The organism is Marinobacter sp. (assembly GCF_048269445.1).
Classification (GTDB): Bacteria; Pseudomonadota; Gammaproteobacteria; order Pseudomonadales; family Oleiphilaceae; genus Marinobacter.
In genome coordinates, this window is sequence record NZ_JBLXIQ010000003.1 from 1 (window position 1) to 16,191 (window position 16,191).

14 protein-coding genes are annotated in these 16,191 nt (G+C 57.8%); 3 read left to right on the forward strand and 11 right to left on the reverse strand.

The window, feature by feature from the left end; genetic code table 11:
• Window positions 1–30 precede the first annotated feature (30 nt).
• Both ACN0XM_RS06300 and ACN0XM_RS06305 read right to left on the reverse strand, forming a co-directional pair.
• A complete protein-coding gene (locus ACN0XM_RS06300) occupies window positions 31–1,377 on the reverse strand; it encodes a Na(+)-translocating NADH-quinone reductase subunit A (RefSeq protein WP_417566077.1) in 1,347 nt (448 codons plus the stop codon).
• A gap of 267 nt (window positions 1,378–1,644) precedes the next feature.
• Window positions 1,645–3,099, reverse strand: coding sequence for a glyceraldehyde-3-phosphate dehydrogenase (locus ACN0XM_RS06305; protein ID WP_417566595.1), 1,455 nt, complete (start codon window positions 3,097–3,099; stop codon window positions 1,645–1,647).
• Window positions 3,100–3,335: 236 nt separating this feature from the next.
• Here ACN0XM_RS06305 and mfd point away from each other — a divergent pair, with 236 nt between their 5' ends.
• Both mfd and ACN0XM_RS06315 read left to right on the forward strand, forming a co-directional pair.
• Window positions 3,336–6,869: a transcription-repair coupling factor gene (gene mfd / locus ACN0XM_RS06310; RefSeq protein ID WP_417566078.1), complete on the forward strand. Its 3,534-nt coding sequence runs from the start codon at window positions 3,336–3,338 to the stop codon at window positions 6,867–6,869.
• A gap of 29 nt (window positions 6,870–6,898) precedes the next feature.
• Window positions 6,899–7,723 (forward strand): CsiV family protein, encoded by an 825-nt coding sequence (locus tag ACN0XM_RS06315; RefSeq protein ID WP_417566079.1) that lies wholly within the window; start codon window positions 6,899–6,901, stop codon window positions 7,721–7,723.
• On the opposite strand, the gene ACN0XM_RS06320 is transcribed toward ACN0XM_RS06315, so the two are convergent.
• Genes ACN0XM_RS06320 through ACN0XM_RS06340 form a run of 5 tightly spaced genes read right to left on the reverse strand, consistent with a single transcriptional unit; the run spans window position 7,698 to window position 11,899 of the window.
• Window positions 7,698–8,486: an S-methyl-5'-thioinosine phosphorylase gene (locus ACN0XM_RS06320; RefSeq protein ID WP_417566080.1), complete on the reverse strand. Its 789-nt coding sequence runs from the start codon at window positions 8,484–8,486 to the stop codon at window positions 7,698–7,700. The genes ACN0XM_RS06315 and ACN0XM_RS06320 overlap by 26 nt on opposite strands.
• Complete coding sequence (locus tag ACN0XM_RS06325; protein WP_417566081.1) at window positions 8,483–9,700, reverse strand: mechanosensitive ion channel family protein; 1,218 nt, start codon at window positions 9,698–9,700, stop codon at window positions 8,483–8,485. The genes ACN0XM_RS06320 and ACN0XM_RS06325 overlap by 4 nt, the downstream gene beginning before the upstream one ends.
• 23 nt (window positions 9,701–9,723) lie before the next feature.
• Complete coding sequence (locus ACN0XM_RS06330; protein WP_417566082.1) at window positions 9,724–10,218, reverse strand: L,D-transpeptidase family protein; 495 nt, start codon at window positions 10,216–10,218, stop codon at window positions 9,724–9,726.
• A 55-nt stretch (window positions 10,219–10,273) separates the two neighbouring features.
• Window positions 10,274–10,951: a TetR/AcrR family transcriptional regulator gene (locus ACN0XM_RS06335; RefSeq protein ID WP_417566083.1), complete on the reverse strand. Its 678-nt coding sequence runs from the start codon at window positions 10,949–10,951 to the stop codon at window positions 10,274–10,276.
• A gap of 60 nt (window positions 10,952–11,011) precedes the next feature.
• The gene (locus tag ACN0XM_RS06340) at window positions 11,012–11,899 is read right to left on the reverse strand and encodes a hypothetical protein (RefSeq protein ID WP_417566084.1); all 888 of its coding nucleotides are present in this window, start codon (window positions 11,897–11,899) and stop codon (window positions 11,012–11,014) included.
• A gap of 156 nt (window positions 11,900–12,055) precedes the next feature.
• On the opposite strand from ACN0XM_RS06340, the gene ACN0XM_RS06345 reads away from it, so the two are divergent.
• Window positions 12,056–12,676, forward strand: a complete 621-nt coding sequence (locus tag ACN0XM_RS06345) for a riboflavin synthase subunit alpha (RefSeq protein WP_417566085.1) — start codon at window positions 12,056–12,058, stop codon at window positions 12,674–12,676.
• A gap of 24 nt (window positions 12,677–12,700) precedes the next feature.
• Here ACN0XM_RS06345 and ACN0XM_RS06350 read toward each other — a convergent pair whose 3' ends face one another.
• From ACN0XM_RS06350 to can, 4 genes are all read right to left on the reverse strand, one after another.
• On the reverse strand, window positions 12,701–13,870 hold the full coding sequence (locus ACN0XM_RS06350; RefSeq protein ID WP_417566086.1) for a class I SAM-dependent methyltransferase: 1,170 nt from the start codon (window positions 13,868–13,870) through the stop codon (window positions 12,701–12,703).
• A gap of 165 nt (window positions 13,871–14,035) precedes the next feature.
• Window positions 14,036–15,085 (reverse strand): methyltransferase, encoded by a 1,050-nt coding sequence (locus ACN0XM_RS06355; RefSeq protein WP_417566087.1) that lies wholly within the window; start codon window positions 15,083–15,085, stop codon window positions 14,036–14,038.
• A 116-nt stretch (window positions 15,086–15,201) separates the two neighbouring features.
• Window positions 15,202–15,375 (reverse strand): hypothetical protein, encoded by a 174-nt coding sequence (locus tag ACN0XM_RS06360; protein WP_417566088.1) that lies wholly within the window; start codon window positions 15,373–15,375, stop codon window positions 15,202–15,204.
• Between the two features lie 123 nt (window positions 15,376–15,498).
• Window positions 15,499–16,179 carry a carbonate dehydratase gene (gene can / locus ACN0XM_RS06365; protein ID WP_417566089.1) on the reverse strand — a complete coding sequence of 227 codons (681 nt, stop codon included), beginning with the start codon at window positions 16,177–16,179 and terminating at the stop codon, window positions 15,499–15,501.
• Between the last annotated feature and the right edge of the window lie 12 nt (window positions 16,180–16,191).

Consider the following 16,191-nt stretch of genomic DNA (forward strand, 5'->3'; position numbering starts at 1 on the left):
CCATCGAGAAACTGTCTGATTGCCATCGTATTAGCCCTCGATCTCGATTCGGGTCAGGTTCTCGCGGAGAATCGGACCGTATTCATATTTACCCGGGCACACGAAGGTGCACAGCGCCAGATCTTCTTCATCCAGCTCGAGCGCGCCGAGTTTCTGCGCCATCTCGGTATCGCCAACGATCAGCGAACGCAGCAACTGGGTTGGAAGAATGTCCAGTGGCATGATCTTTTCGTACATGCCCACCGGCACCATCGCCCGTTCACTGCCGTTGGTAGTGGTGGTCATATCGAACCGCTTACCGCCGGCCAGTTTAGACAGGTAGATGTTCATGACAGAAAACCTGTTGGCTCCCGGTGAGAGATAGGCCATGAACTCACGCTTGTTGCCCTCTTCCAGCACCGAAACCTGGTTGGCAAACCGACCAAGATACGCACAGGGGCCATCGCCGCGACGACCACCGAACACAGAACCTGAAATCGCCCGCACTTCGCAGTCCGTGGCAATCTCACCATCAAGAAGTTCCGGAAGACTGGCGCCCAGACGAGTGCGGACCAGGCGAGGCTTCTGGGCCTTAGGACCGCCAATAGCCACAATCCGCTCGACCGGAACTTCTCCCGTTTCGAACAGCTTGGCGATATCAATTACGTCCTGATAATTGATGCTCCAGACGGTCTTGCTGCCGGATACCGGATCCAGATGGTGGATATGGGTACCTACATTGCCGGCCGGATGCACACCATCGAACTGATGCACTTCGATGGCATCAGACTTGGGAACAGCAACATTGGATCCCGGTTTACCGGTAACAAAAACCTTGCCGGAGGTCAGTTTGGTGAGGATCGTCAGGCCTTTCTCGAACGCCTGGCTGTTCTCTCCAATGACGACCGTCGGATCCGCTGCCAGCGGATTGGTGTCCATCACCGGCACGAAAATGGAGTGAGGGGCGGAATCGATCTCGGGAACCTTGCTGTAAGGGCGCGTCTTGAACGCCGTCCACAGACCGGATTCCACCAGATTATCAATGACCTGCTGGCGCTCAAGGCCGGCAAGGTCCGCTTCGGTGTAACGTGCAAAGGTCTCAGCCTCATCGCCATCAATTTCGATAACGATCGACTGAAAAACACGACGCTCACCACGATTGATCTCTTTCACTACGCCGGCGGCGGGTGAAGTGTAACGAACGCCTTCGGTCTTCTTGTCCGTGAACAGCAGCGTACCGCGCTTGACACGGTCCCCTTCTTTCACAGCCATCGTCGGCTTCATGCCGTTGTAGTCAAAACCGATCAACGCCACGTGGCGAACGGGTTTGCCGTCTGTAATGGTCTGTTCGGGTGCGCCGCTGATGGGAAGATCCAGGCCTTTTTTGATCTTAATCATTAGCCTCGTCCAATCATCAGAAACTTTTCAATGGATTTGTAACGCCCGACACCTGCGGCCCAGAAAATGATGAGAAACGGAGTGCCAGACATACCCAAAATCGCGCCAATTATAGAGTTTAAGGAATCCTATTTCCACCAGAAACCGGAACAGGTTTGTGCCCGAACGTAAACCGCCTGATTCACAGACCGATAAAACAAAAAACCCCGACAGCATTCACTGTCGGGGCTTTCATACCTTTCACCTCACCAGGTCAGTGCGATTTGCTCAGTCTCTCGCACGTTTGGGGAAGATCGGGTAACTTACGCCGGCCATCTGGCTAACGACGCGGATAACCTGGGCACTGTAGCCGAATTCGTTGTCATACCAGACGTACAGGATCAGGCGCTTGCCAGCGGCAATGGTCGCCTGGGCGTCGACAATACCGGCATGGCGGGAACCCACGAAATCGGTGGAAACGACTTCCGGAGAGTTCACGAAATCGATCTGTTTCTGCAACTCGGAGTGCAAAGCCATGTCCCGCAGGTAATCATTAACCCCCTCAACATCAACGTCCTTTTTGAGATTGAGATTCAGGATCGCCATCGAAACATTGGGCGTCGGCACACGGATGGCATTACCGGTCAGCTTGCCTTTGAGAACCGGCAACGCCTTGGCAACTGCCTTGGCGGCGCCGGTTTCCGTAATGACCATGTTCAGGGCCGCACTGCGTCCACGGCGACTACCCTTGTGATAGTTATCGATCAGATTCTGGTCGTTGGTGTACGAGTGAACGGTCTCAACGTGACCGTCCTCAATGCCATACTCGTCTTCGATCGCCTTAAGAACCGGGGTAATGGCATTGGTGGTGCAGGAAGCCGCTGAGAGGATCCTGTCTTCATTCGTGATCCAGTCGTTATTGATGCCATACACAATGTTCTTGATGTCGCCCTTGCCAGGCGCAGTCAACATCACACGACTGACACCCTTTGACTTGAGGTGCAGGCCAAGTCCGGCCTCATCACGCCAGATACCGGTGTTATCAATGACGATCGCGTTATTGATGCCGTACTTGGTGTAATCCACCTTATCCGGGCCATCGGAGTAGATCACCTTGATGTAGTTGCCATTGGCAATCAGGGCCGATTCTTTCTCGTCAACGGATATAGTACCGTCAAACGGGCCATGAACAGAGTCGCGGCGCAGAAGGCTGGCACGCTTCTCGAGATCATTCTCCGCACCACCCTGGCGAACCACGATGGCACGCAGGCGAAGATTGTTGCCGCCACCGGCCTTTTCAATCAGGATGCGCGCCAGGAGACGGCCAATACGTCCAAATCCGTAAAGAACCACATCTTTGGTGTCGTTGTTGGCGTCTTCCTCGGATTGCGCCGCATACTGACCAACCACCGGGCCGATTTCGCGCTTCAAAAATTCGGTGAGGTCGCCACCGTCTTCTTTGAACTTCACCGCCAGCTTGCCAATGTCGACGTGGGCACGGCCAAGCTCCAGCTTGTCCATGACTTGAAGGATCGGCAGGGTGTCGTGAACAGATAGCTCGCTATCCTCAACCTGGCGCACGAAACGGTGGGCACGAATGATATCGATCACCGACTGGTTGATGATGGCGCGACCGTATACAGAAGTTACCACGTTGTTCTTGCGGTAGAGGCGGCCGATCAGCGGAATCATGGCTTCCGCGGTGGATTCTCGCTCTGTCCAGTTAGACAGGTACTGATTGATCTGTTCGTGACTCACGCTTGGACCTCTGCAGTTGGCAGTTGGAATTTGGCGCGCATATTATCCAATTTAATCCAGCCGACCGCAAATACAGGCGCCCAAGACCTTCGTAACAATTTTTCATCGCCGCAGGCTGGCAGGCCCGCCAGCCGGGGCGACCATGACAGCGCCATCTGCGAGCGCTAGAATACGCGGCTCGCCGCCTCCCGGACATCCACAGCAGGAGAACCAGACTGCCCATGAGCCAAGGTGCAACCAAACGCCCGTCGTCCCAAACTCTGATTGCCCCGGAATTTCCACGCCGGCCGGCCGATCATCGCACGTGGGGCCAATTGCACGGCAGCAGTGACGCGCTGGCCATCTGTGAAAGTGCCCGCGCCCACAAGGGCCTGACGCTGGTAATTACCCGCAGCACCGACGATGCCATTCGCCTGGAACAGGCCATGCGCTTTTTCCTTGGCCTGCCCGCCGAAGAAGATGGCCCGGCAGTGAGCGAGGACGGACTGGAGCTGCTGTCACTGCCCGACTGGGAAACCCTGCCCTACGACCTGTTTTCACCGCACCAGGACATTACCTCGCGGCGTATCCGCACCCTGCACCGGCTGCCGGCCACCAGCCACGGCGTGCTCGTGGTGCCGGCGCGAACGCTCATGCACCGGCTACCGCCGGTCAACTATCTGCAGGGCAACACACTTCTGCTGGAAGTCGGCCAGTCCCTGGACATCGACAGCTGGCGCATGCAACTGGAAGCCGCCGGATACCGGCACGCGGAAAACGTTTACGAGCATGGGGAATATGCCGTTCGTGGCTCGATCCTCGACATCTTTCCCATGGGTGCCAGTCTGCCCTACCGGATCGACCTGTTCGATAATGAGATCGAAACACTCAGGACCTTCGACCCGGAGACCCAGCGCTCCATCGACCGCATAGGCCGCATCGAGCTGCTGCCCGCCTACGAGTTCCCCTGGCATAAAGAGGCCCGCTCGGGGTTTCGCAGCCGCTGGTTCGAACAATTCCCCAGCTCCGACAAAGACACGCCCATCTATCAGGATGTGACCCACGGCATCACCCCCCCGGGCATCGAGTACTATCTGCCCCTGTTCTTCGACGAAACAGCGACTCTGTTCGATTACCTTCCGGGCACAACCCATGTAGTTACCGCCGCCGAACTGAACGAAGCCGTCAGCCACTTCGATGCCGAAACCCGGAATCGGTACGAGGACCGCCGCCACGATCGATTGCGGCCAATCCTGCCCCCTGGACACTTGTTCTTGCAGCAGGATGAACTGTTCGGGCACCTGAAGGCCTTTCCCAGAGTATCGATTTCGTCGGAAACCTCAGACGCCTCCGGATCGTTCAATTGCCCCAGTGAAACCTTGCCGGACATTGCCATGGACGGCCGCGCCGCAGACCCTTCGGGTCGATTGAAACGGTTTCTCGGGGAGTTCAAGGGCCGGGTGCTGATCTGTGCAGAATCATCCGGGCGGCGAGAGGCGCTGATCGAGAACCTCGAAGGTCAAGGCCTTGAACTTGAGACCCTCACCGGTTGGCAGGCGTTTCTGGAGGACAGCACATGCGCCCTGGGCATAACCATTGCTCCGATGGAGCAGGGACTCCTGCTTCCGGACCACGCAGTTGCTCTGATTACCGAAACCGCGCTCTTCGGAGAGCGGGTACTGCAAAGGCGGCGACGGGAAAAACCCACGGAAACCGACGACGCCGGCTTTCGGGATCTGTCGGAGCTGCGAATCGGCGCCCCTGTGGTCCATATCGACCACGGCGTCGGCCGCTACCGGGGCCTGGAGACCATTACGGTTGAGGGCGAAGCCAGCGAATTTCTGATGCTGGAATACGCTGGCGGCTCCAAGCTCTATGTGCCGGTCTCCAGTCTGCACCTGATTTCCCGCTATGCCGGCAACGACACCGAGCACGCCCCGCTGCACAAACTCGGCACGGATCGCTGGAGCACAACCAAACAGAAAGCACTGGAGAAGATCCGCGACACCGCAGCGGAACTTCTGGATGTCTACGCACGCCGAGAGGCCCGCAAGGGTTTTAGCTTTGAAGATCCGAAAGAAGCGTACCGGGCCTTTGCCGCCGGCTTCCCCTTCGAGGAGACCCCAGACCAGCAGATAGCCATTGAGTCCGTTATTGAAGACATGACCAGCGAACGCCCCATGGACCGCCTTGTCTGTGGTGACGTCGGCTTCGGCAAAACCGAAGTGGCCATGCGGGCTGCGTTTATGGCGACCTGGTCCGGCAAACAGGTTGCCGTCCTGGTGCCAACAACCCTGCTGGCACAGCAACACTACGAGTCGTTCCGGGACCGGTTCTCAGATACGGCCGTGCAGGTGGAGCTACTCAGCCGCTTCCGCTCGGCCGGCCAGACCAGCAAGGCGATGGAAGCCATCGAAAATGGCAACGCCGACATTGTGATCGGCACCCACAAACTGCTTCAGAGCGACATCCGATTCAAAAATCTCGGGCTGGTGATCATCGACGAAGAGCACCGCTTCGGGGTTCAACAGAAAGAAAAGTTTAAGGCGCTGAGAGCGGAAGTCGACATGCTCACCCTCACAGCGACGCCGATTCCGCGTACACTCAACATGGCCATGGGACACCTGAGGGACCTGTCGATCATCGCCACCCCGCCGGCCCGGCGACTGTCGGTGAAAACCTTTGTCCGGCAGCGGGACAACCCCATGGTCAAGGAAGCCATTCTCCGGGAAATTCTCCGGGGCGGTCAGGTGTACTTCCTCCATAACGATGTGGCCACCATTGAAAAAACCGCTCAGGACCTCCGGGCCTTGATTCCCGAGGCCCGCGTGGGCGTGGCCCATGGCCAGATGCGGGAACGGGACCTGGAACAGATTATGTCGGATTTCTACCACAAGCGTTTCAATGTGCTGGTTTGCACCACCATTATCGAAACCGGCATCGACATCCCGAGCGCCAATACCATCATTATCGAACGGGCCGACAAGTTCGGCCTGGCCCAGCTGCATCAGCTCCGTGGGCGCGTGGGTCGCTCCCACCACCAGGCCTACGCCTATTTGCTGACGCCGCCGCCAAAATCGATCACGGCGGATGCCAAAAAGCGCCTTGAAGCGATATCGGAAGCACAGGACCTGGGTGCAGGCTTTATGCTGGCCACCCACGATCTGGAAATCCGGGGCGCCGGCGAGTTGCTTGGTGAAGAACAGAGCGGACAGATCGAGAGCATCGGCTTTACCCTTTACATGCAGTTGCTGGATGAAGCTGTCAAGGCCATCCGTGAGGGCCGGACACCTAACGCAGACCTGCCCCTGAGCCATGGCACCGAAATGAATCTGCGCATTCCCGCGCTGATTCCAGAGGATTACCTGCCGGACGTCCACAATCGACTGATGCTGTATAAACGAATTGCCAGCGTGGATAACATCGACGCATTAAAAGAACTTCAGGTTGAGATGATTGACCGGTTCGGATTATTACCGGATCCCGCTAAGAACCTGATCCGCCAGACCGAGCTTCGGCTTGAGGCCGAGGCCCTGGGCATCGTAAAAGTCGATGCCGGCAAGGAATGGGCGCGCCTGGAATTCGGCAGCTCGACACCGGTGGACCCCTTGGTGTTGGTTAAAAAGGTGCAATCCGGGCCGGACCAATATCGGCTTGAAGGTGCCAACAGCTTCCGTTTTCGGCTGAAGGATGCCACAACCGGTGGTAAACTCGACGGCATTTCCCGGATGCTTGGTGAGCTGGAACCTGCCAAACGTGGCGCATCCGGCTCATGAACGCCCGATCAACATGTGGAGTACGACCCTTGCAGATTGATGAAATTCGCTGGCTCCGATACGCGACACGGGCCATTCTGACAGCGCTCCTGCTGACTTTTTCACTCACTGGCAGTGCCCAGCAACCTGAGCGCGCCAATTTGCCACTGGAACCGGGAGAATCGATTCCTGCGGACTATTACCGGGCAGAACTCGTCATTCTTGAGCGGATTGTCGAGCCTGAGGCGGTGAACGAACGCATGTCGGGCCGGACCGTGGAACCTCCGATCGAGACAAATGAGGTGCTTTGGTCGGTGCTTCAGGGCGGGTCAACAGAAACCACGCTGGACCTGGTGCCTCGGAATGAGCTGTATCTTGCGAACGCAGCCCAACGACTGGAGCGCAGCGGCAGATACCGGGTACTGGTCAGCGCCGGCTGGTACGAAGCCTTCCCGCCGGATTATGAAGGCATCCCCCTGAGGATCGAGGCAGGCGACTGGATCGAAGGCGCAGGAACCCGCGAGGTGGAAGGCCACATCACCATCGACCGCCAGCGCTACCTCCACGTGGGTGTTCACCTGAACCATTGGCAGCCTGCGAAAGAGGAGCGGCCCGCAATTGATGAGCCGATGCCCGGAGCAGCCCCGGCAGCAACTCCTGAAGAGGCGCCCACCCCCGAGGGCGCAAACCCGGCCACAGGCTCAACCAGCGGGTCCGCCGCTCAACCGCAGGCCCTCAGGGCTGAACCGGCGCCCTTGGAATTGCTCACCTGGATTCGGGAAACACGCCGGATGCGGAGCGAGGAAGTCCACTTTCTGGACTCCCCCACCATCGGCGTTCTGGTTTTCTTCAAGAAGATTGAGGCAGCGGAGTAAGTACACCAAGACCGGCCATTGAGACCTCAAGGATTCGCCTGACTCCGGACATTCCCTGCTCAATGGCCTCCTCAATTTCCGCCATCGTGATGATGTGGTCGGATTTGCCGGCCGCCCAATTCACCACCAGTCCGAGACAGACGTAGCGCATCCCCAGCTCGGCTGCCAGGGCCGCCTCGGGCATGCCTGTCATACCCACCAGATCGCAGCCGTCCCGCTCCATCCTGACAATCTCGGCAGCCGTTTCCAGTCGCGGCCCCTGGGTTGCGCCGTAGACTCCAAAACCCGAAAACGGCACTTTCTCGGCGCCAGCGGCATCCACCAGAATCTGGCGGGCACTCTCGTCATAGGGCCAGGTGAAATCGATGTGGGTCACCGACTCCAGATCGCCCTCGAAAAATGTGCTCGCACGACCCCAGGTGTAATCAATGATTTGATCGGGAATAACCACATGGGCGGGCCCCATGTCCCGGTGAATCCCGCCAACGGCATTCACCCCGATCACCGTTCGCACGCCAGCATCGTACAGAGCGCGAAGGTTGGCCCGGTAGTTCACCTGATGGGGCGGGATGCGGTGCGGATTGCCATGGCGGGACAGAAAGACAACGGGCTGGGCTCCCAGCCGACCCTCAACCAGAGGCGCCGAAGGAACACCCCAGGGCGTCTCGAGCTGCCTTTCACCGGTGATCTCCAGGCCTGCGAGGGTCGTCAGGCCGGTGCCACCGACAATACCAACTGGGTGACGCTGCTCCGGCGACGTCATTCTGCATCTCCTGACTCTTCCACTTCCCCTGTTATCTGGCGCTGCCCGGTTTTCGCAGGCGCCTCTTCCGATGACGCCTCCGCGTCCCGGCCCCGGTCGCGATCCGCGCCGGTCAACCTCACCCCCTCCGGCAGATGCAAGGTCCGAGTCGGGAAGGCAACCTCGGCTCCATAGCCCTCGATAATGTCACTGATTTTCAGCAACACATCCTGCTTCACTTCGTGGAAGCGAACCCACTGAACCGTTTTGGTAAAGGTGTAAACCATGATATCTAGAGACGATGCGTTGAACTCCAGGAAATTCACGATCAGCGTCTGTTCACTGTCGATGTCTTCGTGTTGCTCCAGCATGGCCCGGATGTCGTCGACTATGGTTGCCATCTGGCTCACATCGGCATAGCGGATACCAATGGTCTCGTAAATCCGGCGATTGGTCATGCGGGAGGGGTTCTCAACCGCAATGGTGGTAAAGACCGCATTCGGCACATACAACGGGCGTTTGTCGAAGGTCCGGACGGTTGTCAGGCGCCAGCCAATATGCTCCACGGTACCTTCAATGTTTCGATCCGGAGACCGCACCCAGTCACCCACCTTGAACGGGCGATCCAGGTGGATGATAAACCCGCCGAAGAAGTTTGCCAGCAGATCCTTGGCGGCAAAACCGACAGCAATGCCACCGACACCACCGAAGGCCAGAACCCCTGACATGCTGTATCCAAGTGACTGCATCACAGTCAGCACGGCAGTAATTATAACCACGGCACGGGACAACTTGCTCACCGCGTTTACGGTGGTGTAGTCCATGGGCTTTTGCATTTTGAGAGGAGAGACAAGAATACCCTCGCCCTCCTTGATCAGGCGCAGCACCGCCCAGACCAGCACGAAAACGAAACCCATCCGGAGCACAGCATCATTGGCGGTGAAGATTTCCGCGTCCGAGTACCGGTGGGCCACTTCGGCAGCCCAATACACCCCCTGCAACCAGACAAACGCGACGACCGGCTTCCTGGCCGCGTGCAAGATCGCATCATCCCAAAGGTTTTTGGTATCGCTGAACTTGCGCTCCAGCGCCCCGATGATGTGGCTGGCGATATACGCTACCGTAGCTGTTCCGAACACAAGCGCAAAGACAACAATACCGACACGCCAGCTTTCTGACAGCAGCCCGAAATTTTGAATCCAGCCATTCACCATGGCCACGACATCCCCGATCATCGGATTCCTCTGAGACAAAAGGTTTAACGGATAAAAACAGCCGTTCCCGGCCTGACACGATCAAACAGGTCAATCACGTCGGCGTTACGCATCCGGACACAGCCGTGGGACAGCGCCACCCCCATGGGCTCGCTGTCCGGCGTGCCGTGAATGTATATGAAGCGGCGGAAAGTATCGACACCCGGGCCCCGGTTTTTTCCCCACTCACGGCCACATAACCAGAGAATCCGGCTGAGAATCCAGTCGCGATCGGGATATTCCAGGGCAAGCTCGGGGCCGTAAATTTCGCCGGTAGGACGCCGGGCACGGAACACGGTCCCCGGAGCAAGTCCGTAGCCGATGCTGGCACGGATGTAATGGCTTCCCAAGGGAGTACAGCCAGTGCCATCCTGCTCGCCAGCGCCGTTACGTGCGGTTGAAACCGGGTAGGATGCAAGAACCTCTCCGTCTCCGGCCAGGAGGCTGAGGCTCTGGAAGGTCAGATCAATGTCGATTCGGACTGCTGTGGAGTGAATCAAAACCGGCCAGGCTCCCTTATGGATTGATAGGGAAGCCTAACCGAGAGGAAGGAGTTCAGGCAACCGAGACCTTGCTGCCAGGCGACGGAATCAGCATGGCGTCCTCTGCCTGCATACCGGCGGCAAGAAAGGGGACCAGCCGGGCGGCAATTTCCTGAACCGTAGTCTCGACACCCAGCTTGTTCTGCAGAATATCTCGCAGGGCATCACTGCTGGACATGGTGAACGCAGTTGCTCCGAGCATGAACTGAATGCGCCAGTAACGGTCGACTGAAGACAACTGCGGTGTTGCTTCCTTGAGGAGGCGCATGAAACGGCTGAAAGGCTCGCTGTACTCCTGCTCCAGAAACTTCCGAAGATGCCCCTGGGACTGAGTGTAGGCGAGCCCCAGCAGGCGCATGAAGATGGAAATACCCTTCTCGTTCCGCTGAGGCATCCTTACCGCACTTTCCGTCAGGGCCCAGAGCGTTTGATTCAGCGTGGGCGGTTTACCCTCACAGCGCTCCTCAAGTTCGTCGAATGCGCTTTCAAGAGTTGCAGAAAACGGCGTCAGAAAACGCGCGAAGACAGCATGGATGAGGGCATTTTTTGAGCCAAAGTGGTAATTGACAGCGGCCAGATTTACTTTAGCCTTACTGGTAATCATCCGGAGCGAGGTTTCTGAAAACCCACGGTCGGCGAACAGCTCTTCGGCTGCATCGAGAATCCTGTCAACGGTATCAGACTGCGCCATTTTGTTTTCAATGCCTCTAGCAAACGTCTGTTTGAAACATACGTTTGAAGTGCAGTTATGTCAAGTTCTGGGCTCCGGCTCTGCCGCAACATCCTGCCAGCCATGGTCAATGGCTTTTTGATTGCCCTCGAAAAAAGCCTTCTGAACCCGACCGAAGGCCTTCTCTGCCTCCAGCAGGTATATCAGATAAAGGCGCACATGCTCGCGCCGGGTCAGCTGACGGGGAAGAATGCGGCTTTCAGACAGCCTCAGCAAGTGACTGAACTGCGGATTCCTGAGGGCCGGATTAAAGTCGGCCATATGGGCACACTGCCATATCAATCCGTCGGTGCCTTCCAGGTGCGCGGCATGCCGCCTGGCCTCCCGAAGCATCCGCTGACGGGTGACAACGAGATCCAGGTAGGATGGTTTCGACGTGTAGATTCGACGAACAACCGGTATTCCGAGCAGCAGGATCATCACAAAGACCCCAAAACCGCCACCTGCGATCCAGGCCGGCACAAATCCGGTCAAGCCGCTGAGAAAGACGACTGCCGCGAGCAGTGCACTGAACACCCACAGGTCCCGTCCCCGGCGCGCCTCGGCCAGAGTGTAGTTGTCGGGCCAGTCATTCATCGACAGCAAATCAAAATCCATCAGCAGGACGCGGTCGCACTGTCGCAGCATCAGCCGTAGCTTGCGTTGCCTGGATTCCGCCACCATCCGCTCTGTACTGCCACTGGCCTTATCACCATCCTCGTCAGTCCCGGCGTCGGGTGCAGCTGCAGCGTCTGAACCATGCCCGGGTGATGCGAGCTCCACGGCTCCGTCCGTGGCAGTCGCCGGGACCGAAGGCTGTGCATCTGTAGCCGAGGGTGCGGGCACAGGGTCCGCAGCCCGGCCAGGCCGCAGCACAGGAGCCTGAGCGGGCGCGTCTGCTTGCGTGGCTTTGCTCTGGTTTTGAGCCATGGCAGGTTGTCCGGATTAAAGGTGGTTTTAACAGGTATCGACTGCCAAACCGGATTCTTGAATCCTTTGCCGCCACCTTGGCATCGGGCGGTCCGCTCGCTATCCTTTGCTCTCCTGCCAAACCGGCAGCCGCACACCACTTCATGAGGTCAGGTTATGTTCACAGGCATTGTTCAGGGGATCGCAACCATTGAAGACGTCACTGCCGAACCCGGTCTGAGCACCTTCGCTGTCCGCTTCCCCGCAGACAGAGTGGGCGGCGTCACCATTGGAGCATCTGTGGCCATCAATGGCACCTGCCTGACCGTCACCCGCCAGGAAGGCAGCGCGCTGTACTTCGACGCCATGCAGGAAACCCTGAGACTGACCACACTGGGGGACCTGAAAGCCGGGGACACGGTTAATTTTGAACGCGCGGCCCGAATCGGGGACGAGATTGGCGGGCATCTGCTGTCCGGTCACATCCATACCACCGCAGAGATCGTGGAAATCCTGCGCCCTGAGAACAATGTCACCCTGTGGTTCGAAGTGCCTGATGAGTGGACCCGCTACATTTTCCCCAAGGGCTACATAGCCATTAACGGTGCCAGTCTGACCATTGGCGAAGTCCGGGGTAGACGGTTCAATGTCCACCTGATTCCGGAAACACTCAGGGCCACAACCTTTGGCTCAGCTCAGGAAGGCGAGCGGGTGAATATTGAAATAGACAGCCAGACTCAGACCATTGTGGATACTCTGGCTCGACTGGGCTATGACCGCCCGACACCCACCCTTTAGCCAGCCCATAACCAGCCCGACGTGTCAGCGATTGCCAGCCCGGAAGACCACGAACTTTGGGCTGGCATCCAACTGATATACAGACGAGAAATGCCGGTGCAGGCTGCGGTGATAGCCCAGATGGCGGTTTCCGACCAGCAACAATATGCCGCCTGGCGACAGATGTCGGGCGGCCTGCTCGAACAGACGCAGGGCGATGTGATCGCCAATCACGCCTCCTTCGTGAAACGGCGGATTCAGGAGTATAAGATCAAATCTGCCTTGCCCCGGCTCAATACCGTCGGCGTGCACAAAGGCCACCTCCGCGTCCGGAAACGCCCGTTCAACATTGTGGCGGGCGCTGAGCACCGCCTGGCTCGATACGTCGTTGAAGCACACCTGCAGATCCTGCCGCTCTGCCAGAGCCGTTAAACCAAGCACGCCATTGCCACAGGCGAGATCAAGAACCCGGGCTCCGGGTTCGGCACTTATCACCACCTCTGCCACGCGGGGCATCAGCAGCCGGGTACCGATATCCAGCTTTTCCCGCGCAAATACAGCGGGCAGCGCGTCAACCCGGCAATTGCTTTGCCCGTTTAGCAGATAGCCTTTCCAGATCCCCGGCCAATCTCCAAGAAGGGCACTCCCCTTCCTGCAACGAATGACCCGCGCCTTTTTTCGTGCCGGCAGTACCTGTTCGGTATTTACAGCTTCAGCAAAGACATCGACGCTTCTGGCCGGGAGGTGCTTGATCATGCCTCCAGCTAGCAGGACACCGGAGTCTGCCATTACGCCGTTGAGCCAGCGCAGCAGCCAGCCGAGGTAATCCGCCTGCCGTGGAATTCGCATGACCACAAGATCAAACGGCCCTTCAGGGGGGAAGATCCAGCTGTGTAGCTGGCCCGGTGCATTTAAGGAAGGATTCAGTGAAGCATTCTCGTCCAGCGCTGAGACCAGGGTTGCACTATCTGTGACGATCACCGGTGACCAACCGGAGAGACCAAGTGACAGGGCGCCATATTGATCATCCACGATCAGGACCCTGAGCTCTGCAAGACCACTGGCGGCACTTAGAGCCTCAGTCAGCAGAAGCTCATCGGCCGCGTCCCAGGCCCGGAGCGCCGGATCTCCGGTACCCGGCCGGTTCAGAGTCAGGGTCCGGGGCTCGTTCTCTACCAGAGTACCGCCAGCATAAACCAGTTCAGCAGTTGTCATTTCAGGCATCCCGAGGGCGTTTTGTCACAAAGGTGCCATTTTAGGCTGATTATTCTAGAAATTAACCCTAACGTTGCAGGTGTTCACTCTGAACATCCCTTTTCCGGTTAGCTCCGTTTTTCAGGACGCAAACCTTTTGCCCCTCACCCCAGGGGCTTTTTTATTTCAGGGCCGACGAAAAGCCCGGTATACGGTAAACCGGCGATCTTCGCGCAATCGCTCCACCGGGCCGATGCAGCGTTTCATCAAAGGCTCATAGGGCAGGAAGCCATTCGCAACGAGGCGAACCTCACCGCCAGGCTTCAGATGCCGCAGCACATCTCGCAGAAAACGCTCGGTCATGGACATATCGGTTCTCACGCCGCTATGGAAGGGGGGATTGCTCAGTATCGCCGACCAGACACCCTCAACACTGCTCAGGCCGTCCGACGCCATTATTTCGCCAGAAACACCATTACGCTGATAGGTTGCCCGGGCACAGGTTACAGCCTGGGACTGCACATCCACCCCGTCGACCGTGATTGCCGGCTGCTCCATTTGTTTTTGCCGGGCATCGAGCCAGGCGCCGATCACACCCGCTCCGCAAGCAAAATCGAGAATGTGACGGGCGTGCAAGGGGTGGGTGCTCAGAGTTTCCAGAAGCATTCGGGTGCCGTCGTCTAGCTCTCCATGGCTGAAAATTCCCGGAAGCCCGGCGACCTCCAGATGAATACCCGCGCATTCCATGCCGGTCCAGCTCATCCACTCCCGAAGCTCAAACCCTGCCAGCGGAACAACGGCTTCTGCACACCACACCTGGCAATGCCTGGCACTGTCGACTTTGGCCGCCCGCGGCGCCACCGTTTTTAACTGTTTGGCAGCCCCGGCAACCCCCTCCTTTTTCTCACCAACCAGAACCAGCCGGGCACCTTTTGCCGCCAGCCAACGGGCAAGTGCCAGCCGCAACTCCAGCTCGGCACGAGCCTTTGGCAAAAACACCACGAGGGTGTTGAAGGCACCCGCACTCAAGATCGGGTCGTCATAGCCGAAACCGACCTTCCAGTTTTCCAGCCCTCGCAGCGTTTCGCAAACACCCGCATGCTCACTCATGGCGATACCGCCGGACTCGGAAAGCTCAGATAGCAGGCCAGCGGAAGTAACACCCAACAGGGCAACCTCCCCTATCAGCAGGTCGCGATTCTTCAACAGGGCTTCGTGGGAATTGGGCAAAGACATTGAACAGGCAATCCCGTTTGGGTGGCTCGAAAACGGAATACTTTAACCGGAATGCGCCCTAGAGTCTCCCATGGCAGGCCAGACTCTCAGGGCTTCAGAGCGAAGGGAAATAGCGGTCACTTGTATCGGGCAACGGTACCCACACGCAGAGCATCTTCCGGGGACATGCCCCAGTCCTCAGGTTGTCGGTTATCAGAAGGCTTGCGTCCCTGGGTGTGCTCATCTGACGCGATAGAAACGCCTCTGCGATGATTTAAGGCTGTCAGAGCCTTTTGCATCAGTTCTTTCACGGTTCACCTCCTCACTTAAAGCAGTACTTACTCTACCAAAGCGGGAAGTGACCAACTGTGATGGCACCGAGGGTCAGGAAGTGACACTCATCACGAATTTTTGACGCAATTTTACATTCTTCTCTAGACGATTTTCTGACGCCCTGAGCGCACCGGCCTCAGAATCAGCTCATCCAGGCTGGCTTGTCGAACACGCTCAAGATCTTCTTCGCCAGACACCGACAACCCCATGTCCCGGAGAATACCGTCGGCCACGTCGTAGACAAAACCATGAACCGTCAGCGGTTGACCACGCTTCCAGGCTCCCTGGACTATGTTGTTCTGGCACACATGCCCTACCTGCTCAACCACGTTCAGTTCACACAGCCGGTCTACCCGGTCCTGCACTTTCGGCAGGGCATCCAGCACTTTCTGATGTCGGTCACGCACATCCTGCACATGTCGCAGCCAGTTACTGATCAACCCGAAGCCCTCGTTGAGCAGCGCTGCTCTTACGCCACCACAACCGTAATGTCCGACCACCAGAATGTGCTTGACCTTCAGCACATCTATGGCGAACTGGAGCACCGACAAGCAGTTGAAGTCCGTATGCACAACCACATTGGCCACATTCCGGTGAACAAACAGTTCACCGGGCAGCAAATCGACAATCTGGTTGGCCGGCACGCGACTGTCCGCACAGCCAATCCAGAGATATTCCGGTGCCTGCTGGTTCGACAGGCGATGGAAGAACTGGGGGTCCTGGGCCTTGATGCCGTCGGCCCAGGCCCGGTTTTTTTCGAGAAGATGGTCAAGCTGACCCATTACCCTACTCCA